The organism is Nonomuraea sp. NPDC049421 (assembly GCF_040677005.1).
GTDB classification, from domain to species: domain Bacteria; phylum Actinomycetota; class Actinomycetes; order Streptosporangiales; family Streptosporangiaceae; genus Nonomuraea; species Nonomuraea salmonea.
This window is the reverse complement of record NZ_JBFAQA010000006.1, coordinates 162038-185472: the sequence shown is the minus strand read 5'-3', so window position 1 is coordinate 185472 and position 23435 is coordinate 162038. Positions and strand designations below refer to the sequence as shown.

General features: G+C 71.3%; 25 protein-coding genes, 1 tRNA gene, 1 pseudogene and 1 riboswitch. Of the genes and pseudogenes, 15 read left to right on the top strand and 12 right to left on the bottom strand.

Annotated features, from left to right (window positions below; genetic code table 11):
• Nucleotides 1–86: 86 nt before the first annotated feature.
• The gene (locus tag AB0K18_RS13000) at nucleotides 87–854 is read left to right on the top strand and encodes a nuclease-related domain-containing protein (RefSeq protein ID WP_364914058.1); all 768 of its coding nucleotides are present in this window, start codon (nucleotides 87–89) and stop codon (nucleotides 852–854) included.
• 6 nt (nucleotides 855–860) lie between these two features.
• Here AB0K18_RS13000 and AB0K18_RS12995 read toward each other — a convergent pair whose 3' ends face one another.
• Entirely contained in the window at nucleotides 861–2225 is a 1365-nt protein-coding gene (locus AB0K18_RS12995) for a VWA domain-containing protein (protein WP_364914055.1), read from the bottom strand.
• Nucleotides 2218–3057: a MoxR family ATPase gene (locus AB0K18_RS12990; protein ID WP_364914052.1), complete on the bottom strand. Its 840-nt coding sequence runs from the start codon at nucleotides 3055–3057 to the stop codon at nucleotides 2218–2220. The genes AB0K18_RS12995 and AB0K18_RS12990 overlap by 8 nt, the downstream gene beginning before the upstream one ends.
• A 110-nt stretch (nucleotides 3058–3167) precedes the next feature.
• Between AB0K18_RS12990 and AB0K18_RS12985 the strand changes: the two genes are divergently transcribed.
• A tRNA-Lys gene (locus AB0K18_RS12985) sits at nucleotides 3168–3244 on the top strand.
• A 61-nt stretch (nucleotides 3245–3305) separates the two neighbouring features.
• On the opposite strand, the gene AB0K18_RS12980 is transcribed toward AB0K18_RS12985, so the two are convergent.
• Together AB0K18_RS12980 and AB0K18_RS12975 are read right to left on the bottom strand one after the other, a co-directional pair.
• Nucleotides 3306–5675 carry a right-handed parallel beta-helix repeat-containing protein gene (locus AB0K18_RS12980; RefSeq protein ID WP_364914049.1) on the bottom strand — a complete coding sequence of 790 codons (2370 nt, stop codon included), beginning with the start codon at nucleotides 5673–5675 and terminating at the stop codon, nucleotides 3306–3308.
• A 128-nt stretch (nucleotides 5676–5803) separates the two neighbouring features.
• Nucleotides 5804–6592 carry a hypothetical protein gene (locus AB0K18_RS12975; protein ID WP_364914047.1) on the bottom strand — a complete coding sequence of 263 codons (789 nt, stop codon included), beginning with the start codon at nucleotides 6590–6592 and terminating at the stop codon, nucleotides 5804–5806.
• Between the two features lie 126 nt (nucleotides 6593–6718).
• Here AB0K18_RS12975 and AB0K18_RS12970 point away from each other — a divergent pair, with 126 nt between their 5' ends.
• Both AB0K18_RS12970 and AB0K18_RS12965 read left to right on the top strand, forming a co-directional pair.
• Complete coding sequence (locus tag AB0K18_RS12970) at nucleotides 6719–7132, top strand: RidA family protein (protein ID WP_364914044.1); 414 nt, start codon at nucleotides 6719–6721, stop codon at nucleotides 7130–7132.
• A 32-nt stretch (nucleotides 7133–7164) separates the two neighbouring features.
• Nucleotides 7165–8022: an SDR family oxidoreductase gene (locus tag AB0K18_RS12965; RefSeq protein WP_364914041.1), complete on the top strand. Its 858-nt coding sequence runs from the start codon at nucleotides 7165–7167 to the stop codon at nucleotides 8020–8022.
• Here AB0K18_RS12965 and AB0K18_RS12960 read toward each other — a convergent pair.
• Complete coding sequence (locus AB0K18_RS12960) at nucleotides 8002–9219, bottom strand: HAMP domain-containing sensor histidine kinase (protein ID WP_364914039.1); 1218 nt, start codon at nucleotides 9217–9219, stop codon at nucleotides 8002–8004. The genes AB0K18_RS12965 and AB0K18_RS12960 overlap by 21 nt on opposite strands.
• On the bottom strand, nucleotides 9216–9872 hold the full coding sequence (locus AB0K18_RS12955) for a response regulator transcription factor (RefSeq protein ID WP_364914036.1): 657 nt from the start codon (nucleotides 9870–9872) through the stop codon (nucleotides 9216–9218). Before AB0K18_RS12955 ends, AB0K18_RS12960 begins: the two co-directional genes overlap by 4 nt.
• A gap of 152 nt (nucleotides 9873–10024) precedes the next feature.
• Between AB0K18_RS12955 and AB0K18_RS12950 the strand changes: the two genes are divergently transcribed.
• The 4 genes from AB0K18_RS12950 to AB0K18_RS12935 are packed head-to-tail and all read left to right on the top strand — an operon-like array spanning nucleotide 10025 to nucleotide 13561.
• Nucleotides 10025–10552 (top strand): hypothetical protein, encoded by a 528-nt coding sequence (locus AB0K18_RS12950; protein WP_364914033.1) that lies wholly within the window; start codon nucleotides 10025–10027, stop codon nucleotides 10550–10552.
• Nucleotides 10552–11640: a peptidoglycan-binding protein gene (locus AB0K18_RS12945; RefSeq protein WP_364914030.1), complete on the top strand. Its 1089-nt coding sequence runs from the start codon at nucleotides 10552–10554 to the stop codon at nucleotides 11638–11640. Before AB0K18_RS12950 ends, AB0K18_RS12945 begins: the two co-directional genes overlap by 1 nt.
• Before the next feature lie 8 nt (nucleotides 11641–11648).
• On the top strand, nucleotides 11649–12344 hold the full coding sequence (locus tag AB0K18_RS12940) for an ABC transporter ATP-binding protein (RefSeq protein ID WP_364914362.1): 696 nt from the start codon (nucleotides 11649–11651) through the stop codon (nucleotides 12342–12344).
• Nucleotides 12344–13561: an ABC transporter permease gene (locus tag AB0K18_RS12935; RefSeq protein ID WP_364914360.1), complete on the top strand. Its 1218-nt coding sequence runs from the start codon at nucleotides 12344–12346 to the stop codon at nucleotides 13559–13561. The genes AB0K18_RS12940 and AB0K18_RS12935 overlap by 1 nt, the downstream gene beginning before the upstream one ends.
• A gap of 39 nt (nucleotides 13562–13600) precedes the next feature.
• Here the strand turns inward: AB0K18_RS12935 and AB0K18_RS12930 are convergent, their stop codons facing one another.
• Nucleotides 13601–14233 (bottom strand): helix-turn-helix domain-containing protein, encoded by a 633-nt coding sequence (locus AB0K18_RS12930; protein ID WP_364914027.1) that lies wholly within the window; start codon nucleotides 14231–14233, stop codon nucleotides 13601–13603.
• Between the two features lie 60 nt (nucleotides 14234–14293).
• Here AB0K18_RS12930 and AB0K18_RS12925 point away from each other — a divergent pair, with 60 nt between their 5' ends.
• On the top strand, nucleotides 14294–14584 hold the full coding sequence (locus tag AB0K18_RS12925; protein ID WP_364914024.1) for an antibiotic biosynthesis monooxygenase: 291 nt from the start codon (nucleotides 14294–14296) through the stop codon (nucleotides 14582–14584).
• Here AB0K18_RS12925 and AB0K18_RS12920 read toward each other — a convergent pair.
• Both AB0K18_RS12920 and AB0K18_RS12915 read right to left on the bottom strand, forming a co-directional pair.
• Nucleotides 14581–15093, bottom strand: coding sequence for a VOC family protein (locus AB0K18_RS12920; RefSeq protein WP_364914021.1), 513 nt, complete (start codon nucleotides 15091–15093; stop codon nucleotides 14581–14583). The two genes, AB0K18_RS12925 and AB0K18_RS12920, sit on opposite strands and share 4 nt — an antisense overlap.
• Before the next feature lie 30 nt (nucleotides 15094–15123).
• Nucleotides 15124–16077: a rod shape-determining protein gene (locus AB0K18_RS12915; RefSeq protein WP_364914019.1), complete on the bottom strand. Its 954-nt coding sequence runs from the start codon at nucleotides 16075–16077 to the stop codon at nucleotides 15124–15126.
• A 121-nt stretch (nucleotides 16078–16198) separates the two neighbouring features.
• Here AB0K18_RS12915 and AB0K18_RS12910 point away from each other — a divergent pair, with 121 nt between their 5' ends.
• Nucleotides 16199–16822 (top strand): class I SAM-dependent methyltransferase, encoded by a 624-nt coding sequence (locus tag AB0K18_RS12910; protein ID WP_364914016.1) that lies wholly within the window; start codon nucleotides 16199–16201, stop codon nucleotides 16820–16822.
• Between the two features lie 63 nt (nucleotides 16823–16885).
• Here the strand turns inward: AB0K18_RS12910 and AB0K18_RS12905 are convergent, their stop codons facing one another.
• Complete coding sequence (locus tag AB0K18_RS12905; protein ID WP_364914013.1) at nucleotides 16886–17386, bottom strand: PadR family transcriptional regulator; 501 nt, start codon at nucleotides 17384–17386, stop codon at nucleotides 16886–16888.
• A gap of 56 nt (nucleotides 17387–17442) precedes the next feature.
• Here AB0K18_RS12905 and AB0K18_RS12900 point away from each other — a divergent pair, with 56 nt between their 5' ends.
• The 4 genes and pseudogenes from AB0K18_RS12900 to AB0K18_RS12885 all read left to right on the top strand — a co-directional run bounded on the left by AB0K18_RS12900 (nucleotide 17443) and on the right by AB0K18_RS12885 (nucleotide 21151).
• Nucleotides 17443–18912 (top strand): MDR family MFS transporter, encoded by a 1470-nt coding sequence (locus AB0K18_RS12900; protein WP_364914010.1) that lies wholly within the window; start codon nucleotides 17443–17445, stop codon nucleotides 18910–18912.
• Nucleotides 18913–18960: 48 nt separating this feature from the next.
• Nucleotides 18961–19161 carry a DUF5302 domain-containing protein gene (locus tag AB0K18_RS12895; RefSeq protein WP_355418768.1) on the top strand — a complete coding sequence of 67 codons (201 nt, stop codon included), beginning with the start codon at nucleotides 18961–18963 and terminating at the stop codon, nucleotides 19159–19161.
• Between the two features lie 167 nt (nucleotides 19162–19328).
• A riboswitch (cyclic di-AMP (ydaO/yuaA leader) is annotated at nucleotides 19329–19469 on the top strand.
• A 246-nt stretch (nucleotides 19470–19715) separates the two neighbouring features.
• Nucleotides 19716–20141, top strand: a pseudogene (locus AB0K18_RS12890) (hypothetical protein); the annotation flags it as partial.
• Nucleotides 20142–20305: 164 nt separating this feature from the next.
• Nucleotides 20306–21151, top strand: a complete 846-nt coding sequence (locus AB0K18_RS12885; RefSeq protein WP_364914008.1) for an alpha/beta hydrolase — start codon at nucleotides 20306–20308, stop codon at nucleotides 21149–21151.
• 33 nt (nucleotides 21152–21184) lie between these two features.
• Here the strand turns inward: AB0K18_RS12885 and AB0K18_RS12880 are convergent, their stop codons facing one another.
• The gene (locus tag AB0K18_RS12880; RefSeq protein ID WP_364914006.1) at nucleotides 21185–21541 is read right to left on the bottom strand and encodes a helix-turn-helix domain-containing protein; all 357 of its coding nucleotides are present in this window, start codon (nucleotides 21539–21541) and stop codon (nucleotides 21185–21187) included.
• Nucleotides 21542–21595: 54 nt separating this feature from the next.
• On the opposite strand from AB0K18_RS12880, the gene AB0K18_RS12875 reads away from it, so the two are divergent.
• Nucleotides 21596–22201 (top strand): NAD(P)-dependent oxidoreductase, encoded by a 606-nt coding sequence (locus AB0K18_RS12875; protein WP_364914003.1) that lies wholly within the window; start codon nucleotides 21596–21598, stop codon nucleotides 22199–22201.
• Nucleotides 22202–22220: 19 nt separating this feature from the next.
• Here the strand turns inward: AB0K18_RS12875 and AB0K18_RS12870 are convergent, their stop codons facing one another.
• Nucleotides 22221–23429: a DUF4032 domain-containing protein gene (locus tag AB0K18_RS12870; RefSeq protein ID WP_364914001.1), complete on the bottom strand. Its 1209-nt coding sequence runs from the start codon at nucleotides 23427–23429 to the stop codon at nucleotides 22221–22223.
• Between the last annotated feature and the right edge of the window lie 6 nt (nucleotides 23430–23435).

The following is a 23435-nucleotide window of genomic DNA, read 5'->3' as shown; positions in this document are numbered from 1 at the left end:
TTGGTTGGGGAACGGGTATCCCTTGACCGGCGAGGGATCTTCGGCGTGGCAGATCCTGCACAACATCTACATTCGGGGAGTTTGCCGTGCCCGGTGGCTCTATCTACGTGCAGCCCAACGAGAAGTACACAGGCTCATCCCCGCAGTGGTGGTACGAGAAATTCTGGCGCGAGGACGCGCCGAACCGGCGCAGGTACAGGTACGCCAAGGCCGCTGTGGGTTTCGTCGTCGGCATCGCCCTGGGGATCAGGTTCGGGCTCGCGGGCGGATCCGCGATCACCGGCCTGCTGCTCGGAGCGCTCACGTTCGCCGGTGACTGGTTGCTCGACTGGTACTCCTTCCACAAGACCGCGGTGTGGCGCGGCGCCAAGAGGGGCGAGCTCATCACGGGGCGCCTGCTGCGCCGCTCGCTCAGCCGCCAGAGCTACCACGTGCTCGACGGCCGGGCGATCCGCGGCCAGGCCTCCATCGACCACCTCGTGATCGGTCCGGGCGGTGTCTGGATCATCGACAACGAGTCGTGGAGCCCCGACACCGAGATCGCCTGCTACGCGGGCCGGCTGTTCTTCGGCGAGAAGTACGGCAGCAAGACCGCCAAGCCGCTGGTCGAGCAGGCCGAGGCGTTCGCCGAGCTGCTGACCCGCGAGACCGGCGTCCAGGTGCGCATCACGCCGATGCTCGCGGTCCACTGCGGCCTGCTGCCCAAGAGCGGCGTCGTCGTGGCCGAGGGCCTGACGCTGGCCAAGCCGCGCGCGATGGCCAAGCTCATCAAGGCCGCCGACCGCGACGTGCTCAGCCCGTCGCAGATCGAGCTGCTCTCCCGCACGGCGGCCCGCGAGCTGCAGCGCGTCTGACCTGGTCTACGCCAGAGTCTCGATGAACGCGGTGAGCTGGGCGACGTTGCGGCACTCGTGCATGGGCACGACCGTGCCGTACTCGCCCGCCACCGAGTCACCCGTGTCCCACTGCTGCGTGGGCTCCGGATTCAGCCAGTACGCGTGCCTGCACCGCGACACCAGCGACTTGAGCGTGTCGAGGGCGGGCGGCTGGTAGTTGGAGCGGGCGTCGCCGAGGATCAGCAGCGACGTCTTCGGCCCGATGGCGTCGCCGTAGCGTTCGGCGAAACGCTCCAGCGCGTGCCCGTAGTTGGTCCGCCCGAACCGCACCATGTCGGCCTCGTCCGCCAGCCTGGCCATGGCCTCCACCACGTCGGAGCCCGGCTGGAAGAACCGGGTGATCTCATCCACGGTGTCCACGAACCCGAACGCCCGCACCTTCGTGAACTGCTCGCGCAGCGCGTACGTGAGCAGCAGCGTGAAGTGCGCGAACGACGAGACCGAGTCGCTGGTGTCGCAGAGCACGACCAGCTCGGGCTTGTGCGGGCGGGGCGGCCTGAAGTGGGTGGTGAGCGGCACGCCGCCGCTCTGCAGCGAGGCCCGCATGGTCCTGCGGAAGTCGAGCCTGCCGCGCTTGCCCCTGCGCTGCCTGATCGTCAGCCGGGCGGCCAGCCGGCGGGCCAGCGGATGCACCTCCCTGCGCAGTCTGGCCAGGTCGGCCCTGGTGATGCGGAGGAAGTCGATCTGGTCGAGCGGCGGGCGCACGGCCGAGCGGGCGATGCGCTCGATCCCCGAGTCCTCGGCGATGCGGCGGCGCACGTCGGTGGCCACCGCCTCCTCGAAGCGCCTGACGTTGGACGTGACCCGCTGCCGCACGGTCTTCTCCGCCAGCCCGCCGCGCTCCTGCCCCTGGAGCACGGCGCGCAGGATGCCGGCCATCAGCGTCTCGGGCGACAGGGCGCGCAGCACGCTGTAGGAGAACCAGTTCTGCCGCCCGGGAGCGGCCTCCTGCCGGCCGAACCGCGCCACCATGGCCTCGGCGAACGCGCGCATCTCCTGGTCGGTCGAGCCGCTCAGCAGCTCCGCCAGGTGCGCGCGCAGCTCCTTGACGTCGGCCGTCTCGAAGTCGGTACGGCTCTGCGCCCGCAGCCCCGACGTGGACGCCGGGAACCACAGGTCGAACAGCACGTCGAATCCCGGCCGGTAGGCGGGCTTCTTGACCAGCGTGGCGGCGTACGCGGCGCGCAGCGACTCCCGGTCGGCCAGCTCGATCACCCGCAGCGCGTCGGCCGCGTCGAGCCCCTCGGCGACCGACACCGGCAGCCCGGCCTCGCGCAGCGCGTGCACGAAGCCGACGTGCCGATCGACCAGCGACGTCGGCTCAGGCATCGGGCAGCCCCAGCTCCTTGGCCGCCCGCGCGTGGTCGGAGGCGTGCTTGAGCACCACGCCGAGCGTGCCCGCCACGGTGGCCTCGTCCAGCTCGTCGCGGCCGAGCGCCAGCAGCGTGTTGGCCCAGTCGACGGTCTCGGCCACCGACGGCGCCTTCTTCAGCTCCAGCGCCCGCAGCGTGGCGACCGTCCGCGCGAGCTGCTCGGCCAGGTCGGCGCGCAGGCCCGGCACCTGGGCCAGCACGATGTCGCGCTCGCGCTCGGGCGTCGGGTACTCGATGTGCAGGTAGAGGCAGCGCCGCTTGAGCGCCTCCGACAGCTCGCGGGTGGCGTTGGAGGTGAGCACGACGTACGGGCGGCGGGTGGCGGCGATGGTGCCCAGCTCGGGGATCGTCACCTGGAAGTCGGACAGCAGCTCCAGCAGCAGCCCCTCGACCTCGACGTCGGCCTTGTCGGTCTCGTCGATGAGCAGCACGGTCGGCTCCTGCGCCCTGACCGCCTTGAGCAGGGGGCGCTCCAGCAGGAACTCCTCGGTGAAGATGTCGTCGTCGTCGCTGGTGGCCTGGATGCGCAGGAGCTGCTTCTTGTAGTTCCACTCGTACAGGGCTCTGGCCTCGTCGAGGCCCTCGTAGCACTGCAGCCTGATGAGGCCGGCGCCGGTGGCCTGGGCGACGGCCTTGGCCAGCTGCGTCTTGCCCACTCCTGCGGGTCCTTCGACCAGCAGCGGCTTGCCCAGCGCGGCGGCCAGGAACACCGAGGTGGAGATGGCGTCGTCGGAGAGATAGTCCACGGCGGCGAGCCGCTCCGTCACGTCGGCGGGGGAGTCGAACATCAAGGATCCTGTCTGCCGGAGCCGAAGTACCGAACTTTATTCTAGCGTTCCTGTCCCGCGGATTCCGATTCGACCAGGATCCGGATCACCGGTATATTCCTTCGTGCCGGGCGCCGCTAGCTCAGTTGGTCAGAGCAGCTGACTCTTAATCAGCGGGTCCGGGGTTCGAGTCCCTGGCGGCGCACCAGATCGGGCACTCACCGCAGTCGCGGTGAGTGCCCGAAGTGGTTTTCACGGGCCCCCCACCCTCATCGGGCCGCCCGGGGGCCGATCCCGTCCAGGCTGAAGGTGCGGTTCCACTCGCGCACCCACGCGGGTCCGAAGCCCTCCGTCCGGTTCAGCGGCGTCGCCCGCGCGTCGAAGCGGCCCGTCGCCGCGTCGAAGCCCGCCTCCGCCGGGGTGGCCAGCTCGGCGTTGAAGGAGTCGAAGTCCGGGTTGAACGTCTTCACGCTCAGCCCGTCGGCGTCGTCGGTGTAGGCGAAGCCGCCGGTCGCGATGCTGACCGACCGCGTCAGCACGTTGTGCGCCGGCACGTACAGCGAGTCCGGGTCGCTCCACACCTGCTCGTCGGTGCACTCCGTGTCGCCGACCGCGGTGCACGGCTCGCCCTGGGCGTCGGACGGCACGTACCAGTCGCGGATGTTCGGGTACTGCTTCGCGTAGTGGCGGTACCACGTCTCGACGTTCTGCCTGGTGTTGGTGAACCCGGTGCCGTCGCCGGCCTTCAGCATGTCGTTGAAGCGCTCGATCACGACCTTGGCGTTGGCCACCGGCAGCCGCTTGCCGCCCTCGTGGTAGAGCTTGTCGTGCCCGATGTACCTCACGTTCGTGAACACGTTGTCGCGCGCCACGTTGCTGTGGCCCGACTGGTAGAACAGCCCGTGCTGGACGTTGTCGAAGACGTTGTGGTGCACGACCATGCCCGACATGCCGTCGTCCATGTAGACGGCCTGGTTGCCGTCCGCGCCGACGTCCTTGAACAGGTTGTACGCCACCACGTTGCCCAGATACGTGTAGTCGCGGCCCGCGTAGATCACGCCCTGGTCGGAGGCGTGCGTGACCAGCCGCTCGAACCTGTTGTGCGTGACCTCCATGTCGTTGCCCATGATCTGGATCGCCATGTGCGGCGCGTCGTGCACGTCGTTGTACCGGAACGTGTTCCCGACCCCGTACATGTAGCCCGCCGGCGTGTACGTGGCCAGCTTCGAGAAGTCGTAGATCTCGTTGTGCTCCACCACGTGGTCGCCGCGCTCCAGCGAGTCGCGGTCGCCGCCCGCGGTGAAGACCCCGCCGCCGCCCAGGTCGTGCAGCCTGCTGTGGACCACCCTGTTGCGGTGGCCGCCCCTGCTCGTGCGGTACTCGGCGATGGCCGTGATCGCGTCGTTGGCCTCGCCGATCTGCACCGCGTCCATGCTGACGTTGAGGATCTCCAGGCCGTCGATCGTGCACGACTCGGCGTCCAGCAGGCGCACGCCCGAGCCCGTGGTGCCGTTCAGGCGCAGGTCCTTGAGCGTCACGCCGGTGACGTTCTCCAGCTGGAAGAACGGGGCGTCGAACGAGGTGAGGCTGATCTCCTTGCCCTCGACCGTGCCGCCCGGCGGGTAGTAGTAGAGCGTGTCGTGGTCCTGCCGGCGGTCGATGTAATACTCGCCCTCGGTGTCCAGCTCGCTCAGCACGTTCTGGGCCACGAACGAGGTCCACTTGTCGGTGGCGACGTACATGGTGGGGTAGTGGGTGGTGAGGTCGCCGCCGCCGGCGGTCTCGATGCGGAGTCGGTCGTTGGCGTAGTTGTTGCCGAAATATCCGGACAACCAGCCATCTGTCTCGTACGCCGTCTCGTCCGGGGTGTCGGTGCCCGCCGGCTTCGCCCACTTCTCGTACCTGGCCGCCAGCTCCGCGTCCTTGACCGTGTAGACGGGACCGGGGAGCTCCAGCATCTCCTCGTACGGCAGCGTCGTGCCGTCGGCCGTCTTGTCGGAGAAGTAGTCGCGCGCCCCCTTCGGTGCCTCCTTGACGGTCAGGTGATCCCTGGTGAGCTTGGCGTCGCCGTTGGGGTACTGCGCCAGGGTCTGGGTGGCGTCGTCGGTGATGAGCTCGGGGGCATAGGGCTGCGGCTTCCAGTTGAAGCCGTTCTTGTGGAGCGTGCCCGTGGGGATGCCCTCGGCGCCGAGGTCGTAGACCCAGACGTTCGGGGCGGTCTCGGCGGGGACGCGGGCCTTCGACGACCACTTCGCGTCGTCCGCCGGCAGGTCGCTCAGCCGGCGGAACTTCTCCGGCGCCAGGGTCGTGACGCCGGCCAGCTCGACCTGCTCGCCCGGGTAGGCGGCATAGGTGACGTACGAGTGCTCGGCGCCCTTCACCTCGATCGTCGTCGCGCTCTGGTAGACGCCCTCGCGGATGTAGACGATGCCGGGCTCGCGGCGGCTGGTCCTGCCGGCCAGGGCGTCGCGGGCGCGTTCGATGGTGGCGAACGGGTCCTTCGCGGTGCCCTTGGCGTCGTCGCTGCCGTTCTTGGCGACGTACACGATGTGCCTGACCGGGGCGGCCGTGGCGGGGGCGGTGGTCGTGGCGGCCGTCAGTAAGGCCGCGAGGAGGGGGATCATCGCTCTGCTGAGCATGGGCAGACCTCAATCGATACAATATTACTAACAGCAAGAAGTCCCTGAGGGTGAACGGTAGCGTCGTGCGGGCCACAGTTCAATGGTTTGACCACAGCGTGGTCACGAACGCGCCCGCCTCGGGAGCTTCAGGAACGGCGGGGGCGGCGCAGGCGCAGGCCGGTGAGCGCGGCCAGCAGGATCACCAGGCCGATGCCCATCAGCGCCCGGCCGTCCGGGCCCGCGAGACCGCCGGCGCCCGTGTCCACGCCGCCCGAGGGCGCCTCTTCCGGCGTCTCCTCGGTGGTGGTCCCCGACGTGTCCTCTTCGGTCTCCTGATCGGTGGGGGTGGTGCTGTCCGAGTCGTCGGGGGTGGGGGTGGTGTCGTCGTCGTCCTGGCCGGCCGTGCCGACGGTGATGGGGTAGTCGGTCCGGCCGCTGGTGTCCTCGACCTCGCACTCGATCAGCGGTTCCGTGGGGCGCAGGCCGAAGTTGACGGAGGCGGCGTGCACCTGGCCGGTGCCGGTGTTCTTGGGGGTCGTCTTGAGGTCGACCGTCGTCGTGGGCAGCGGGATGGGCTCGTCGGGGATGACCGTGCCGATCTCGGCGACGCCGGTGGCCGAGGTGAAGTTCGGGATGCCGCTGATGCCGGCGTAGGCGTACATCTTGATGTCGCCCTCCAGCCCGGTGGCGGGGGCGAGCAGCTCGGAGCCGGTGGTGTACGCGCCGGTCCAGCCGATCGTCAGCTCCTCGTTGGGCTGCGCCTGGGCGGGCACGGTGAGCTCCACGTCGATGGAGACGTCCTGCTTGGCGCCCGTGGCGACGACCGTGCACACGTACGGCACTGTGGCGTTCATCGCTGCGGCGGCCTGGGCGGCCGGTACGGGCAGGCACGAGAACACCACGGCGGCGGATAAGACGACCGGCACGACACGCACGACAGGCTCTCCTTGGGACGGACGAGTCACCCGAGAAAGGACGCGACCCGGGCATGCTCGGGTGACACGGTCATCCAACCGCAATCGAGATGCGCCGTCATCCCGCCGAATGGTAGGAAAACACCCATGACACCAGGTGTTCGACTCATCCGCAACGACCAGCTGGCCCAGCAGGTCGAATACGCGTACGCGGCCACCGTGGACGCGCCGCTGCGCTCCATCTGGGTGGCCGGCGCCTGCCCGCTCGACACCGACGGCGCCACGGTGGCCGTCGGCGACTACGCCGGCCAGACCCACCAGGTGATGCGCAACCTCGTCACCGCGCTCGAAGGCGCCGGCGCCAAGCTGACCGACGTCGTCAAGACGACCGTCTACGTCGCCGGCACCTCCCAGAAAGACCTGGTGACGGCCTGGCAGATCTACAGGGAGTACATGGGCGACCACGAGCCCCCGAGCACGCTGCTCGGCGTCACCGTCCTGGGCTACAGCGACCAGCTCGTGGAGGTCGAGGCGGTGGCGGTGATCGCCGGAGCCGAGTGAGCGGCGCGCGGGGGCGTCGTTAGGGTGCCGGTATGTCGTTCATCGTCACCACCGGCGCCACCGGGCAGCTCGGCGGCAGGATCGCGCGGCTGCTCGCCGCCAGGGGAGTCCGGCAGCGGCTGGTCTCGCGGCACGCCGCCGAGCGCGCCCCCGCGTACGAGGGCGCCGTAGCCGTCTCGGCCTCCTACGGCGACCCGGCCGCCATGCGCGGCGCGCTCGACGGGGCCTCGACCGTGCTGTTCGTGTCGGCGGGGGAGAGCGAGGACCGCCTGGCCCAGCACCGTACGTTCGTGAACGCCGCCCGTGACGCCGGCGTGTCCCACCTCGTCTACGTCTCCTTCTACGGCGCCGCCCCCGACGCCACGTTCACACTGGCCCGCGACCACTGGGCGACCGAGCAGTACATCCGCGACAGCGGCCTGCCCTTCACCTTCCTGCGCGACGACCTCTACGCCGACTTCCTGCTCGCCCTGGCCGGGGACGACGACGTCATCAGGGGCCCGGCGGGGCAGGGGCGGGTGGCGGCGGTGGCGCAGGACGACATCGCCGAGGCGGCGGTGACCGTGCTGCTGCGGCCGCAGGAGCACGAGGGCGCGACGTACGACCTCACAGGACCCGAGGCGCTCACCCTCGACGAGGTGGCCGCCACGCTGACCAGGGCGACCGGCCGCACGATCACCTACCGTCCGGAGACGGCCGAGGAGGCGTACGCGTCCCGCGCGGTCTACGACGCGCCCGCCTGGCAGGTGGAGGCGTGGGTGTCCACCTACCTCGCGATCGCGGCCGGCGAGCTCGAAGGGGTCAGCGGCGACGTACCGGCCCTGACCGGGCATCCGGCGACCAGCCTGGAGGACCTGCTGGCCCGCCGCTCAACGGGCGCGGGGGAGTGAGACGACCACGACCAGGCCGCCGCCGTCGCGGGGACTCGCCCGTACGTCCCCGCCGTGTGCCACCGCCACCGACCGGACGATCGACAGCCCCAGCCCGGCGCTCGTCCCCGTGACCGCCCGCTCGTCCCCGAGCCGGTGGAACGGCTTGAACAGCAGCGGCACGTCGTACGGCGGCACGGCGGGCCCGGTGTTGGCGACCTCCACCTCGACCGTCTCCCGGGAGACCGTCCTGCTCGTCACCCGCACCCAGCCGCCGCCGTCGGTCACGTTGTAGCGGACGCCGTTCTCCACCAGGTTGTGCACGAGGCGTTCGAGCAGCAACGCGTCGCCGGTGGTGGGGGCGGGGCCGGTTGCCTCGTCCAGCTTCACCCCGGCAGCGTCGGCGGCGCCGGCATTCTGCTCGATCACGTGCGTGACCACGTCCGCCAGGTCCACGGGCGCCCGGTCGGCCAGCTCCTGCTCCGTGCGCGCCAGCAGGAGCAGCCCGCTGATCAGCCGCTCGTGGCGGGCGTTGATCTCCAGCAGGCTCTCGCCCAGCTCCTTGACGTCGGACGACGCCGTACGGCGGTGCATGGCCAGCTCCACCAGCGCCCGGTTGAGCGTCAGCGGCGTGCGCAGCTCGTGCGAGGCGTTGGCGACGAACCTGCGCTGCCCGTCGAACGAGCGGTCGAGCCGCTCCACCATGGTGTCGAACGTGTCGGCCAGGTCCTTGACCTCGTCGTCCGGCCCGCGCAGCGCGATGCGCTCGGACAGGCCGCGCTCGGCCATGGGGGCGGCGGCGATCCTGCGGGCGGTGTCGGTGACCAGGTTCAGCGGGGCCAGCACGCGGCCCGCGACCACCCAGCCGAGCGCCACGGCGGCGGCTCCGACCACCAGCAGCGCGACCACGCCCTGGGTGATGAGCGAGGTGACGGCGGCGTCGCGCACCCCGGCCTGCTGGTCGCGCAGCCACTCCAGGGCCGCCTCGCCCTGGATCGTGACGCCGTTCCTGGTGAGGATGAGCTGCTTGTGCCGGCCTGGCTCGGGAGCGTACTGGCTGTCGAAGATGCCCTTGAGCTGCTGGTCGAACAGCAGGTACGTGACCGCGAGCAGGGTCAGCCCGGCCAGCAGGAACAGGGCGCCGTACACGAGCGTGAGCCGCAGCCGCAGCGTGGGCCGCGGTCTGCGCAGCAGGCGGGCCGGCACCGGGAGGCTCATGGGACGCGGTATCCGACCCCGGGCACGGTCTCCACGACCGGCGGGTCGCCCAGCTTGCGGCGCAGCTTGAGTATCGTCAGGCGGACCGCGCCGGTGAACGGGTCGGCGTTCTCGTCCCACGCCTTCTCCAGGAGCTGCTCGGCCGAGACGACGCAGCCGTCCGCCCGCATCAGCTCGGTCAGCACCGCGAACTCCTTCTTCGACAGCGGCACGAACCGCCCGTTCCTGAACACCTCCCTGCGCGCCGGATCCAGCGTGATCCCGGCCCGCCGCAGCACCGGCGGCACGGCGGGGCGCGAGCGCCGGCCCAGCGCCAGCACCCGGGCGGCCAGCTCCTGGAACGCGAACGGCTTGGTCAGGTAGTCGTCGGCGCCCATCGACAGCCCGCTCACCCGGTCGTCCAGTTGCGCGGCGGCGGTGAGCATCAGCACCCGCGCGGCGCACGCGGCGGCAACCATCTCCCTGCACACCTCGTCCCCGTGCACGCGGGGCAGGTCCCGGTCCAGCACGACCACGTCGTAGTCGTTCACCGCGATCCGCTCGAGCGCGGCCGCGCCGTCGTGCGCGAGGTCGACCGCGTGCGTCTCCTCACGCAGCCACTCGGCGATCGCGTCGGCGAGCAGCGGCTCGTCCTCCACCACCAGCACCCGCATGGCGTTACTCAGGCCCCCTTCGTTCGCTGACAGAGCCGAGTGTGGCCGATGCGGCGTTCGCTCCAGGTAAGCCGCCGGTGGAAACGCGGAGGAAACAGCCCGGACTGTTGCATCTGGCTTCGTACGACGTTCGTGCCACGAAGGAGAGCTTCATGCGAGGAAGAAGACGCACCGCGCCCGCCGTCGGGGCCGCGCTGCTCATGGCGGTCCTGCTGGCGGCGTGCGGTTCCGGCGGTGAGGCCGGGTCCGACGTGGCCTCGGTGTCCGGAACCGGCACCCAGGCCACCGCGAGCGCGCAGCCGAGCGAGGACAGGAAGGACAAGGCGCTCAAGTTCGCCCAGTGCATGCGCGAGAACGGCATCGACGTGCCCGACCCCGAGAACGGCCGGTTCACGATGCGGTTCGACAAGAACACCCCGCAGGAGAAGGTGGAGGCCGCCCAGGAGGCGTGCAAGCAGTACGCGCCGAGCGGCGAGGCGGTGCGCGGCGGCGACGGCAAGGCCGCCGAGAGCCTGCGCAAGCTCGCCCAGTGCATGCGGGACAACGGCGTCGAGAGCTACCCCGACCCCGAGGGCGGCATGATGCGGATCACCCCGGAGGTCGGCGGCGACCCCGACTTCGAGTCCGCCAGGAAGACGTGCCAGAGGGAGGCCGGCGAGGCCGGCCTGGGAGACTCCTGATGAAGCCGCCCAGGAAGCGGCGGCGGCGCGGCGGGCTGGTGGCCGCGCTGCTGACCGTGGCGGCGGTCGCGGGCGGCACCCTGGTCGCCGTCAACGGCGCGGGCCTGCTGGCGGGCGGCGCGAGCCCGGCCGGCTCGGCGAGCGCCCTGCCACCGGCCACCGCGACCGTCACCAGGCAGACGCTCAACGACACCACGGACGCCGACGGCGAGCTCGGCTACGGCCCGGTCACCACGGCCGTGGCCCGCAGGCCCGGCACGATCACCTGGTTGCCGGAGAGCGGCGCGACGATCAGCCGCGGCAAGTCGCTCTACCGCGTGGACGACGAGCCGGTCACCCTCATGTACGGCGGCACCCCCGCCTACCGCGACCTGAAGACCGGGATGACCGGCAAGGACGTCGAGAGCCTGGAACGCAACCTCGGCAAGCTCGGCTACGACGGCTTCACCGTGGACGACGAGTTCACCTGGGACACCGCCCAGGCGGTCATGGAGTGGCAGGACGACCGCGGCCTGCCGGAGACCGGCGTGGTGGAGCTGGGCCGGGTGGTGTTCGCTCCCGGCAAGGTGCGCGTGGAGAGCCTGCAGGCCGAGGAGGGCGGGCCGGCGCAGCCGGGGCAGCAGGTGCTCGCGTACACGGGCACCTCGAAGGTCATCACCGTGCAGCTCGGCTCGGACGACCAGCGGCTGGCGAAGAAGGGCGCGAAGGTCCAGGTCACGCTGCCGGACGGCGAGAGCGTCAAGGGCAAGGTGACCGAGGTGGCCACCGTCATCGTGCCGGCCGAGAGCCAGAACCAGGACCCGGAGACCCGGGTCGAGGCGCTGGTGTCGATCGGCGACGCCAAGGCGGCGCGCGGGCTGGACAAGGCCGCGGTGGACGTCACGTTCACCGCGTCCAAGCGCGAGAACGTGCTCGCCGTGCCGGTCGCGGCACTCGTCGCGCTCCAGGAGGGCGGGTACGGCCTGGAGGTCGTCGAGGGCGGCAGGTCCCGGTACGTCGCGGTCGAGACCGGCCTGTTCGCCGGGGGCAAGGTCGAGGTGTCCGGCGACGGGCTGACGGAGGGCATGACCGTGGGGATGCCGAAGTGACGTACGAGATGATCGCTCTCACCGGCGTGTCCAGGACGTATCCCGGAGGGGTGGCGGCGCTGCGGGAGGTGTCGCTGCGGATCGGCCACGGCGAGCTGGTCGCCATCGCCGGTCCGTCGGGGTCGGGCAAGTCGACGATGCTCAACGTCATCGGCACCCTCGACCGGCCGACCACGGGCAGTGTGCACATCGACGGCCACGACGTCTCGGCGCTGACGGACAACGAGCTCTCCGCGCTGCGCGCCACCACGATCGGCTTCGTCTTCCAGTCCTTCCACCTCGCGCCGCGGGTCCCCGCGCTGGACAACGTGGCCGACGGCCTCGTCTACACCGGCATGAGCCGTTCCGAGCGGCGCCGCCGCGCGGCCGAGGCGCTGGAACGGGTCGGGCTCGGGCACCGCGTGGACCACGAGCCGCACGAGCTGTCCGGCGGCGAGCGGCAGCGGGTGGCGATCGCCAGGGCGGTGGCGGGCGACCCGCCGCTGCTGCTGGCCGACGAGCCGACCGGGGCGCTCGACTCGGTCTCCGGCGCGGGCGTCATGGAGCTGCTGCGCGAGCTGAACGCGGCCGGCACCACCATCGTGATCATCACCCACGACCGGGAGATCGCGGACGGGCTGCCCCGTCAGGTGCGCATGCGCGACGGGGAGATCGTCTCCGACTCGGCGCAGGAACCCGTGCGGCTGTGGAAGGGCGGGGCGTGATGACGCTCATGGAGGTGCGTCCCCGGCCCGTCCCGGCCCGGATGCGGGCCCGCGACGTGCTGCGGGTCGGCGCGATCGGGCTGCGGACCAGGCCGCTGCGGGCGTTCCTGTCCGCGCTGGGCATCGCCATCGGCATCGCCGCCATGGTCGGCGTGGTCGGGCTCTCGTCCTCGTCGGGCGCCGAGCTGGACCGCCAGCTCTCCGCGCTGGGCACGAACCTGCTCACCGTCACCTCGGGGACCACGCTCATGGGGCAGGCCGCGCAGCTGCCGATGGACGCCGAGGCGATGATCGAACGCATCGGCCCCGTACGGGCGGTGTCGTCGGTCGGGAAGGTCGCCGAGGCCAAGGTCTACCGCTCGGAGCGCATCCCCGAGGCGCAGACCGGCGGCCTCAGCACGTACGCCGCCCGCCTCGACCTCCCCGCCACCATCGGCGCCACGCTGAGCGGCGGCACCTGGCTGAACGCGGCCACCGAGCGCTACCCGGCCGCCGTCGTCGGCGCGGACGCCGCGCGGCGGCTCGGCATCGGCGCGCCCGGCCAGGACACCCAGATCGTGGTCGGCGGCGTCAGGTTCACCGTGGTCGGGGTGCTGGAGCCGGTGGCGCTGGCCCCCGACCTCGACAGCGGCGTGCTGGTCGGGTGGCCGGTGGCCGAGGGGCGGCTGGGCTTCGACGGGCATCCGACCACGCTCTACACCCGCTCCGACGAGGCGCGGCTGGAGGCCGTACGCGAGGTGCTCGGCGCCACCGCCAACCCGCAGGCGCCCAACGAGGTGGACGTCTCCCGCCCGTCCGACGCGCTCGCCGCCAAGCAGGCGACCAGCCAGGCGTTCGCCGGGCTGCTGCTGGGCGTCGGGGCGGTGGCGCTGCTCGTGGGCGGGGTCGGCGTGGCCAACACGATGGTCATCTCCGTGCTGGAACGCCGGGCCGAGATCGGGCTGCGCCGCTCGCTCGGCGCGACCAGGGGGCAGGTCCGCACCCAGTTCCTGGCCGAGTCGCTGCTGCTGTCGGCGCTGGGCGGGATCGGCGGCGTGCTGCTCGGGACGGGGGTGACGACGGCGTACGCGCTCTACAGCGGCTGGCCGTCGGTCGTGCCCGCCTGGGCGACGGCGGGCGGGCTGGCCGCCACCCTCGCCATCGGCGCCGCCGCCGGCCTCTACCCGGCCGTACGCGCCTCCCGCCTGTCCCCGACGGAGGCCCTGGCGACTCCGTGACGCGGGCTGGGCGGCGACCTCGCGCCGATCGAGGGGGTTTCAGCGGTCGAGGAGCTGGGCCGCCAGCGTGTCGTGCACCCACTCCTCGAACCGCTCGTGCGGCCAGCCCCGCGCCCCCGCGAGCAGCAGGTAGAGCTCGGGGCTGAGCAGCCCGTACAGCACGTCGGCGGCCTGCTCGGGCGGCACGTCGGCGCGGGCGCCCGGCTTGGCCATCAGGCTCCGCGCGGCGGCGGTGTGCACGACGTGGCGGGGGTCGGTGTCCTGCGTCCACTCCGCCGCGACCTCGGGGTCCATGGCGACAGCGGTGTCGAGCACCTTCATGATCGGCGCGACCCTGGCCAGCACGGCAGACGACCCGTGGACGAGCGCCCGCAGGTGCCCGGCGGCCGTCGGGGCGGCCAGCGCCTCCTTGAACCAGGGCCTGTCCATGGTCGCCACCGGCTCGTCGTCGCCCGCGATCGTGACGTCGACCAGCTCTTTGAGCAGCGTGCGCTTGTTGCCGAAGACGAAGTAGATGGTCTGGACGGCCACCTCCGCCCTGGTGGCGACGTCCTGCAGGTTGGTGGCGCCGTAGCCGTCCTGGACGAACAGCTCGCCGGCGGCCCGCAAGATGCGCGCCCTGGTCTCTCTGGCCTTCTGGGCACGTTTGCCCACCCTCTTGACATCGCTCATTCGCTGAAGTTTAACTCTAGTCTAGTAACTAGAAGTCAACTCTAGCGAAGGACTCCAACCATGTCCGTGCTCCGCATCGTCCGCTTCACCGCCGACCCCGCCGACGCCGACCAGATCCTCGCCAGGCGCGCCGACCTCATCAGCGCCGTACGCACCCGCTTCCCCGGCCTGTCCGAGACCAGGCTCATCCGGCCGGACGAGCGCACCTGGGTCGACTCCTGGGTCTGGGAGTCCCAGGCCGCCCTGGAGGCGGTGGTCGCGGTCGCCCACGACCTGCCCGCGGCGGGACCGGCGTTCGCGCTGGTCAAAGACCCTACGAGTGAGGAGGGAGAGATCATCGACGAGCGCTAAGGGCGCCAGCGGCGCAGGTCCGTCTCCTTCTCGTACGCCTGCGGATCCGGATACGTGACCAGCTCCACCGTCGCGCCCCAAGGCGTCCGGCAATAGACGAACCGGTTGTGCGGGCCCGCCTCGGGACCCGGCAACGGCACCGGCTCCGACAGCGCAGTCCCGCCCGCCTCGGTGACCAGCCGCAGCGCCTCGTCCAGGTCGTCCACGTACACCGCGACGTGCTGCCACCCCAGGTCACACGGCACCACGGGCCCGCCCTGCCGGGGCCCGCTGAACTCGAACAGCTCGATGCCGGGCCCGTCCGGCAGGCGCAGCATGCGGACCGCCACCTCGGCCGTGCCCTGCGGCACGCCCAGGCGCCGCTCGGTCGCCCAGCCGCCCTTGGGTCCCCGCTCGCGCGGAAGGGTGTCGAAGAGCACCTCGGCGCCGAACGCGCGGACGAAGAACGCGGTGGCCGCTTCCAGGTCGGGCACGGTGACGCCGATGTGATCGATGCCGCGGACGGTCATGGCCTGCCTCCTGTCGGAAACGGGGGTCGCTCACCTGCGGCTGCGGAACCTCCCGATCAGCCCCAGCTCGTCCACGCACCGGCCCAGCCCGAGCGCCACGGCCTCCAGCGGGCGGTCCGCGCGGCGTACCGGCATGCACAGGGCTCCGCGCAGGCACCGGCCGAGGCCGCGCAGCAGCGCGCCGCCGCCCACCACGACCGCGCCGCGCACGCCGAGGTCGGCGGCCAGCTCGGGCGGGCAGCGCTCGACGGTCTCCACCGCCGTGCGCGCGATCGACTCGAACGACGGCTCGGTGGCCTCGAAGATCTTCTGTACGGGCAGCACGAGGTCGTGCTCGCGCCCGGTATCCGGGTCCCTGGCCCGCACGGTGACCTCGGGGTTCGTGCCCGAGGACCGGCGCTTGGCCGACTCCGCCTCGTCGTCGTCGAGCAGCAGGCCGTGCTCCCGCTCGACGAACCTGGCGATCGCCCTGTTGATCGCCAGCCCCCCGTACGGGACCGAGCCCGACGCCACCACCGACTCGCCCGACAGCACGGCGATGCGTGCGCTGTCGCGGCCGATGTCGATCACCATGTGCCCCGTGCAGTCCGACAGCTCCAGGCCCGCGCCGAGCGCCGCCGCCACCGCGTGCGGCACCAGCCGGGCGATCCTGGCCTCCGCCTCGTACGCGATGTCGCGCAGCGCCGCCCGGTCGATCGGCGTCGAGTCGCCGGGCAGCGCCAGGACGACGCGCGGGCGGGAGTAGGGGTGCCAGTGCACCTTGCGCAGGAAGTGCCGGATCATGCGCCGGGCCAACTCGGTGTCGGCGGGCAGCCCGCCGCGTACCGGCCAGCACGTACGGCCGCCGCCCCCGAGGGCGGCGGCTTCCGCGCCGTAGCCGATGACCTTCCCGGTGCGGCCGTCGCACATCACCGCCGAGGGCTCATCGAGCACGATGCCCCTGCGTTTGGCGTAGATGCGCGTGCTTGCGGCTCCGAGGTCCATCGCCAAATCACGACCGAAAACGCTCATCGTCGGACATATTTCCTGAGCTACTCCAACGCAACACCAGGAAGAGAACCGGGCATTTTTACCGAACCGGCGTTAGCGCCGCGATACTGGACGCGTGCTCGACTACGACAGGGAAGCCGCCCGCTACGACGAGACGCGCGGCGGCCTGCCCCGCGCACAGGCGGCCGCGCGGGCGGTGCGGGAGTTGTTGCCCGGCTCGTCGCCCGGCGTGTTGTCCGGCTTGTTGCCCGGCGTGTTGCCCGACGGCGGCACCCTGCTCGACGTCGCCTGCGGCACCGGCCTGGTGACGCGCGAGCTGGCCGGGGACGGGCTGCGGGTGCTCGGGGTGGACGCCTCCGCCGGGATGGCCCGCCTCGCCGCCGGCCGGGTGCCCGTGGTGCTCGGCGACGGCCGCCTGCTGCCCGTACGGGATCGGTCGGTGGCCGCGGTCACCACGATCTGGCTGCTGCACCTGCTCGACGACGCCCGCCCCGTGATCGCCGAGGCCGCCCGCGTCCTGCGCCCCGGCGGCGTGTACGTCACCACCGTCGACAAACACGCCGCCCACGACGCGAGCGTGAAAGCTGACCGGCAGCCCGCCGACCGGGCCGCCACGGTGATCGAGGCGGCGGCCCGGAACGGGCTGCGGCTGTGCGGCGAGACCCGCTTCACCGGCCACGGCCAGGGCACGTCCGGAGCCCCCGACCCGATCTTCCGCCTCCTGGCCTTCACCGCCTGACACAAGTAGCCGATGCGGATGACGTCCACGACGGGGGCGTCATGGCCGCCAGGCGCGGCTGGATCAGGTGACAGGACTCCTGAGCTCGGCGAGGGTGTCGTCGGCCCACTGGAGGCCGGCGCGGGCCATGGCGAGGCCGAGGGTGTGGGCGTGGTGGCCGAACTCGCCGGGCCGCAACGACTCCAGCTTCTCCAGCCGCGCCACGTAGCGGGCCCTGATGCGCTCGACCACGGCGACGGCCTGGTCGCCGTCCACCAGGTGCAGCAGGAACGCCTGGAGCGCGACCTCGCTGCGTACGGTCATCGCGGCGTCGTGCTCCTCCATCCACCCGCGCAGCTCGCGGCGGCCGTCGGGCGTGATGCGGTAGATCTTGCGGCCCCTCGCGCCCTCCGACTCGACCTCCACGAGCCCGTCGGCGGTCATCTTCACCAGCTCGGGATAGATCTGCGTGTGCCCGGCCTGCCAGACGTGGTTGAGCGAGTGGTCGAACGTCTTGGCCAGGTCGTAGCCGCTGGCCGGGCCCACGGCCGAGAGCAGCCCGAGCAGCGCGATCCGTAGGGACATGGCGGCCAGCATATCGAAGACTTGACATGTCAAAAGTTACATATCAATCTTCACCTGTGAGAGCTGACAAAGAGGGTGACGTCGCCGTTCTGCTCGCCGTGCTCGGCGGCATGTTCCTGGCGATGCTCGACCAGACGATCGTGGGCACCGCGCTGCCACGCATCGTGGCGGAGCTGGGCGGCGGCCCGCTCTACACGTGGGCGGTGACCGCCTACCTGCTGACCTCCACGGTCACCGTGCCGCTCTATGGGCGGCTGTCCGACCAGCACGGCAGGAAGCCGCTGCTGCTGATCGGCATGGTGGTGTTCCTCATCGGCTCGGCGCTGTCCGGAGCGGCGCAGGACATGACGCAGCTCATCGCCTTCCGCGCCCTCCAGGGGCTCGGCGCGGGCGCGCTGCTGCCGCTGTCGATCGCGCTGGTCATGGAGATGTTCCCGCCCCGCTCGGGCGGGGCCCGCGTGCAGGGGGCGCTCGGGGGCGTGATGGGGCTGTCGTTCCTGGCGGGGCCGTTCCTGGGCGGGTTGTTCACCGACCATGCGAGCTGGCGCTGGGCGTTCTACGTGAACGTGCCGATCGGCCTCGTGCTGATCGCGATCATCGTGCTGCGGCTGCCGCGCCGGCCCGGCACCGGCGGCGGCCGGCCCGACTACGCCGGCATCGCGGTCTTCACCGTGGCCGTTACGTCCCTGCTGCTCGGCCTGACCGAGAAGGGGCTCGACGGCCACACCTGGACCGACGCGGCCGTGGCGGGGCCGATCCTGCTGGCGCTGGTGCTGCTGGCCGTCTTCGTGGCGGTCGAGCGGCGCGCGGCCGGCCCGATCATGCCGATGGAGCTGTTCGCCAACCGGTCGTACACGCTGGTCAACCTCACCTCGTTCGTCACGGCCTTCTGCATGTACGCGGGCGTCGTCTTCCTGCCCCGCTACTTCCAGGAGGCGCTGGGCGTGGCCGCCACCGAGTCGGGGCTGCGGATCTACCCGCTGACGCTGGGCATGGTCGCCGGCAGCGTGCTCATGGGCGCGCTGATGTCGCGGACCGGGCGGTACAAGCCGTGGCTGCTCGTCTCGCCGTTCCTGCTGGTCGCGGGCGCGCTGCTCTGCCTCAACCTGGCGGTGGACAGCCCCGGCCTCGCGGTCGCGCTGTGGATGCTGCCGCTGGGGCTCGGCATGGGGCCGATGCTGTCCGGGCTGACGGTGGCCGCGCAGCAGTCGGTGGAGCCGCGCCACCTCGGCGTCGCCTCGGCGAACCTGGCCTTCTTCCGGCAGATCGGCGGCTCGGTGGCGCTGGCCGTCGGCGGCACGCTCTACACGGCGGAGTTCGCCGGGAGCGTACCCGGGGCGGGCGCCGCCGCCGCGCACGCCTCCGCCGCCGCGCTGGTCGTGCCGTCGCTCGGGGGGGCGGGCGCGGTGATCGCCCTGGTCGCGCTGGTGGCGCTGCCCGACAGGCGGCTCGCGGACCCGGCGGAGCCGGCGGACCGGCCGCCGCGGCGGCCTGAAGACACGGTGGAGGCCGGTTTCGCGTCATGAGCGGGGGCGTGCGAAGCTTTGAGTGTCCCCAACACCATGGAGGTCCTCATGGCGGATACACCGGAGCCGGAAGTCAGCGAAACTCCCGAGGACGAGATGAAGCGCAAGTTCCGCGAAGCGCTGGAGCGCAAGCGCAGCCAGCAGGCGGGCGCGGGCGCGGGTGGCAGGGGCGTCGACCCATCGAAGATCCACGGGGCGCACGGTCCGGCTGCCAATAAGAGATCATTCAGGCGCAAGAGCGGCGGCTGAGGACTGAATCCTCAGGGGGCACGGCATGCCGTGCCCCCTTTTTGTATGCATTCCCGCTGAAGGTAGATCTTTGTCCGATTCGTGGTGAAACGTTTGCGGGTGTCCGATCCCGTCGTTAGAGTGTTCGCCATTACCAGCCGGTGACCTAGTCCTTACCCAAGACGGACGACCGGCTGGCGCCGAATCCCGAACCATTCGGGAACCGGGGAACCACCCGCATTCGGGGTGAATCCGGCCCGCGCGGCCGGTAGGGCAACTCCACCGCCCGAACCCGTCAGCTAACCCGGTAGGCGTGATGGAGAGGATCACGTATTACATGTTCCAGCGCGTCGTACCCCCAGACCGCTCTTTGACGGCCGCCCGCTGAGCGGCCCCCTTCCCCAGGCTCGTCATTTGCGCTCCGCGTAGCGCTGCGGGGTCCCCCGCCCCGCCGCGCCCTCATCCCCTCGCGCCCGAGCGCAACTCCCCCGTCCCCTCGTGAAGGGTTTTGCTGCTTCATGTCTGCCCGTTTCAGCCTGCGTTCCCTCGCCACGCTGACCGCCTGCTGCGTCGGCATGCTGACCTGCGCCAGTACCGCTGCGCACGCCGACACCCCCGACAAAGACAAGAAGATCCTGCTCAAGGGCTCGACCACGGCCTCGTACTTCTGGGACGACGCCTCCGGCCGGGCCGGTGACACCGGGCTGCCGGCCAGCGGCAAGCCCATGCAGAAGGGTCTGGCCGCCAGCCCGAGCTGGCCGCTGATGACCGAGGGTTACGTGGTCTACAAGGGCAAGAAGGCGCCCTTCTTCGTCGGTGACCGCGGGCCGGGCGAGCCCTCCAACCGCGGCATCATGCTCGACCTCGACGCCAAGACGTTCGCCGAGCTGACCGGCGGCAGGTTCAACTCCAGCACGCTCGGCGTGGACGGCGTCGGCGGCCAGGGCCACATCGAGGTCGATTACGTCATCACCAAGTGGGGCGACGGCGTGGGCAAGAAGAACCACCCGGTCCCGTTCTCGACCGGCGCCTGGTCCAGGCGTGACAGGAACCCGGCGCCCCCGCCCGCCGACCAGGAGCAGGACTCCCAGGCCGGCGGCATCGCCGTACCGGCCGCCCGCTGACGGCTTTACGCCACAGGCACCAGAATGTCATTCTGGCCTGCGTGACGACCCGTGTAGCCGCAAACGGCATTGAGATCGCCTATGACAGCTTCGGCGCACCCACAGGGCGGCCGCTCCTCCTGATCATGGGGCTCGGCGCCCAGCTCATCCAGTGGGACGAAGGGTTCTGCCGGCTCCTCGCGGAGCAGGGACACCACGTCGTACGGTTCGACAACCGCGACGCGGGACTGTCCACGCACATCCACGACGCGGGCGTCCCCCAGCCGGGGGCGCCCGTGCCGTACTCGCTGACGGACATGGCCGCCGACACCGCCGCGTTCATGGACGCCATCGGCTGGCCGTCCGCGCACGTCGTGGGCGCCTCGATGGGCGGCATGATCGCCCAGACGCTGGCCATCGAGCACCCCGAGCGGGTGCTGACCCTGACCTCCATCATGTCCACGCCGGGACCCGACGTCGCCCCGCCCACCCCCGAGGCGATGACCGCGCTCATGACGCCGCCGCCCGCCGACCGCGCCGGCGTGCTCGACCAGTCGGTGGTGACCTGGTCGACGATCGGCTCACCGGGCTACGAGCTGGACGAGGAGGCCATCAGGGAACGGGCCGGCCTGGCCTACGACCGCTGCTTCGACCCGGCGGGCACGGCGCGGCAGTTCGCGGCCATCAGGGCGTCGGGCGACCGTACGCGGGCGCTGGCGGGCGTCGGCGCACCCACGCTGGTGATCCACGGCGAGGCCGATCCGCTGATCCCGGTGGCCGGCGGCCGGGCGACGGCGGAGGCGGTGCCGGGGGCGCGGCTGGTGACGTATCCGGGGATGGGGCACGACCTGCCGAAGGCCCTGTGGCCCGACATCGTCGCCGAGATCACCAAGCTGACCACGTCCTGAATTCTCCGGCTCTGATCGGCTCGCTGGGGCCGATCAGAGCCGCGCGTGCTTCTCGCGGCAGCGCATGATCTCGTGGACGTTGTCCTCCGCCCACTCGGCCACCACCGAGATCGGCCCGTGCAGCGAGCGCCCGAGGTCGGTCAGCGTGTACTCGACGCGCGGCGGCACCTCCGCGAACACCTCGCGCGTCAGCAGCCCGTCCTGCTCCATCGCGCGCAGCGTCTGGGTCAGCACCTTGGGCGTGACCCCGCCGATCCGCGCCCTGAGCTGGGTGAACCGCATCGGTCCCCCGATGAGGCAGAGCACCACGAGGGCCGACCACTTGTCGCCGATCCGGTCGAGGACCACCCGCGTCGGGCAGTCGGGATCGAAGACGTCGCCAGTATCCATGAGGTACTTATAGCACGATGAAGTAACCAGTACCCGATGGATACTCTTGGCCGTATGAAGATCCTTGTCTTTGGCGCGACCGGCATGGTCGGGCAGCGCATCGCCGCCGAGCTCCGTGACCGCGGCCACGAGGTGACCGGCGTCAGCCGCAGCGGCGGCCCCGTCAAGGGCGACGTCCGCGACACCGCCGTCCTGGCCCCCGGCCACGACGCCGTCGTCTCCGCCATCGCCCCGCCGCGCGACGGCACCGAGCCCGAGCCGCCGTTCACCGAGGCCAACAAGGCGCTCGTCGACGGCCTGCGCGCGGCCGGGGTGCGCCGGCTGATCGTGGTCGGCGGCGCCGGCAGCCTCCAGGTGGCCCCCGGCCAGGACCTCGTGGACACGCCTGACTTCCCCGAGCTCTACAAGAAGGAGGCGCTGGCCGGGCGGGCCCTGCTGCGCTTCTACCGCGAGGTCGACGACCTCGACTGGACGTTCGTCTCCCCGGCGGCGGAGATCGCGCCGGGGGAGCGCACCGGCGTGTTCAGGGTGGGCGGCGACACCCTGCTCAGCGACGAGCAGGGCCGCAGCTTCATCAGCGCGGAGGACTACGCGGTGGCGATCGCCGACGAGCTGGAGAAGAACGCCAACGTCCGTAAGCGCATCTGCGTCGCCTACTGACCGGGCCTACTGACCGGGCCTACTGATCAGCGTCTTCCGGTAGCAGCGCTCGCTCGTCGGGCTTGTGCACGAGGATGTTGTCCACGTACGACTCCGCCGCCTTGGCCAGCCCGACGTCGGCGCCCGCCTGCTCCGACAGGTACCACCGGTGGTCCAGGATCTCGTGGAAGAGCTGCGCGGGCTCCAGCTTGCCGCGCAGCTCGGCCGGGATCGCCTCGACCGTCGGCTGGAACACCTCGGCCAGCCACCGGTGCGCCACGATGGCCTCGTCCTCGTGGCGCAGGCCCTTGGCCACCCGGAAGCCGTCGAGGTCGTTGAGCAGCCGCCTGGCCTGGTTCTCCTCGACGTCGAGGCCGGTCAGCCTGAGCAGCCGCCGCTGGTGGTGCCCGGCGTCCACGACCTTCGGCCGCACGATGAGCCGTCCTGTGCCGACCTTGCGCCGCACCATCATCTCGGCGACGTCGAAGCCCAGCAGGTTGAGCCGCCTGATGCGCTGCTCCACGCGGTGCCAGTCGACCTCCTCGATGATCTCGCTCTCGTTGATCTCGTTCCAGAGGCGGTGGTAGCGGGCCACGATGTCCTCGGCGGTCTCCATGGGGTCGATCGACGGGTGCAGCAGCCCGCCGGCCTCAAGGTCGAGCATCTCGCCGAAGATGTTCATGTGCGCGGTGTCGATGTCGCCGAGCCGCTGGCCCTCGCTGATCATCGGGTGCATCTCGCCGGTCTCGGCGTCCACCAGGTACGCCGCGAACGCGCCCGCGTCCCGCCTGAACAGTGTGTTGGACAGCGAGCAGTCACCCCAGTAGAAGCCGTTGAGATGCAGCCGCACCAGCAGCACGGCCAGCGCGTCGAGCAGGCGGGTGAGCGTGTCGGGACGCAGGGTGCCCGACATGACCGCGCGGTAGGGCAGCGAGAACTGCAGGTGGCGGGTGATGAGCGCGGCGTCGAGGCCGTCCTCGCGGCCGGTGACGTACGCGACGGGTTCGACGGCGGGCGCGTCGAGCCTGGCCAGGTCCCACAGGAGCTGGTACTCCCGCTTGGCGTACCGTTCGCTGATCTCCTTGATCGCGTACACCTTGCCGGAGAGCCGGGCGAAGCGGACCACGTGCCGCGAGATGCCGCGCGGCAGATCGACCAGATGGTGCTGCGGCCAGTCCTGCAGCGGGACTTCCCAGGGGAGGCGGATCAGGTCAGGGTCACCTAGCGCGCCAGTGATCTGGAGGGGCATTTGCTC

Excerpts from the sequence above, each read along its gene's own strand:
- AB0K18_RS12970 (WP_364914044.1), top strand. The coding sequence starts at position 6,719 with ATGACACCAGGTGTTCGACTCATCCGCAACGACCAGCTGGCCCAGCAG.
- AB0K18_RS12925 (WP_364914024.1), top strand. The coding sequence starts at position 14,294 with ATGTCCGTGCTCCGCATCGTCCGCTTCACCGCCGACCCCGCCGACGCC.
- AB0K18_RS12880 (WP_364914006.1), bottom strand. The coding sequence starts at position 21,541 with ATGGATACTGGCGACGTCTTCGATCCCGACTGCCCGACGCGGGTGGTC.
- AB0K18_RS12960 (WP_364914039.1), bottom strand. The coding sequence starts at position 9,219 with ATGAGCCTCCCGGTGCCGGCCCGCCTGCTGCGCAGACCGCGGCCCACG.
- AB0K18_RS12940 (WP_364914362.1), top strand. The coding sequence starts at position 11,649 with ATGATCGCTCTCACCGGCGTGTCCAGGACGTATCCCGGAGGGGTGGCG.
- AB0K18_RS12955 (WP_364914036.1), bottom strand. The coding sequence starts at position 9,872 with ATGCGGGTGCTGGTGGTGGAGGACGAGCCGCTGCTCGCCGACGCGATC.
- AB0K18_RS12895 (WP_355418768.1), top strand. The coding sequence starts at position 18,961 with ATGGCGGATACACCGGAGCCGGAAGTCAGCGAAACTCCCGAGGACGAG.
- AB0K18_RS12920 (WP_364914021.1), bottom strand. The coding sequence starts at position 15,093 with ATGACCGTCCGCGGCATCGATCACATCGGCGTCACCGTGCCCGACCTG.
- AB0K18_RS12990 (WP_364914052.1), bottom strand. The coding sequence starts at position 3,057 with ATGTTCGACTCCCCCGCCGACGTGACGGAGCGGCTCGCCGCCGTGGAC.
- AB0K18_RS12980 (WP_364914049.1), bottom strand. The coding sequence starts at position 5,675 with ATGCTCAGCAGAGCGATGATCCCCCTCCTCGCGGCCTTACTGACGGCC.
- AB0K18_RS12995 (WP_364914055.1), bottom strand. The coding sequence starts at position 2,225 with ATGCCTGAGCCGACGTCGCTGGTCGATCGGCACGTCGGCTTCGTGCAC.
- AB0K18_RS12905 (WP_364914013.1), bottom strand. The coding sequence starts at position 17,386 with ATGTCCCTACGGATCGCGCTGCTCGGGCTGCTCTCGGCCGTGGGCCCG.
- AB0K18_RS12945 (WP_364914030.1), top strand. The coding sequence starts at position 10,552 with ATGAAGCCGCCCAGGAAGCGGCGGCGGCGCGGCGGGCTGGTGGCCGCG.
- AB0K18_RS12915 (WP_364914019.1), bottom strand. The coding sequence starts at position 16,077 with ATGGACCTCGGAGCCGCAAGCACGCGCATCTACGCCAAACGCAGGGGC.
- AB0K18_RS12935 (WP_364914360.1), top strand. The coding sequence starts at position 12,344 with ATGACGCTCATGGAGGTGCGTCCCCGGCCCGTCCCGGCCCGGATGCGG.
- AB0K18_RS12965 (WP_364914041.1), top strand. The coding sequence starts at position 7,165 with ATGTCGTTCATCGTCACCACCGGCGCCACCGGGCAGCTCGGCGGCAGG.
- AB0K18_RS12930 (WP_364914027.1), bottom strand. The coding sequence starts at position 14,233 with ATGAGCGATGTCAAGAGGGTGGGCAAACGTGCCCAGAAGGCCAGAGAG.
- AB0K18_RS12950 (WP_364914033.1), top strand. The coding sequence starts at position 10,025 with ATGCGAGGAAGAAGACGCACCGCGCCCGCCGTCGGGGCCGCGCTGCTC.
- AB0K18_RS12875 (WP_364914003.1), top strand. The coding sequence starts at position 21,596 with ATGAAGATCCTTGTCTTTGGCGCGACCGGCATGGTCGGGCAGCGCATC.
- AB0K18_RS12870 (WP_364914001.1), bottom strand. The coding sequence starts at position 23,429 with ATGCCCCTCCAGATCACTGGCGCGCTAGGTGACCCTGACCTGATCCGC.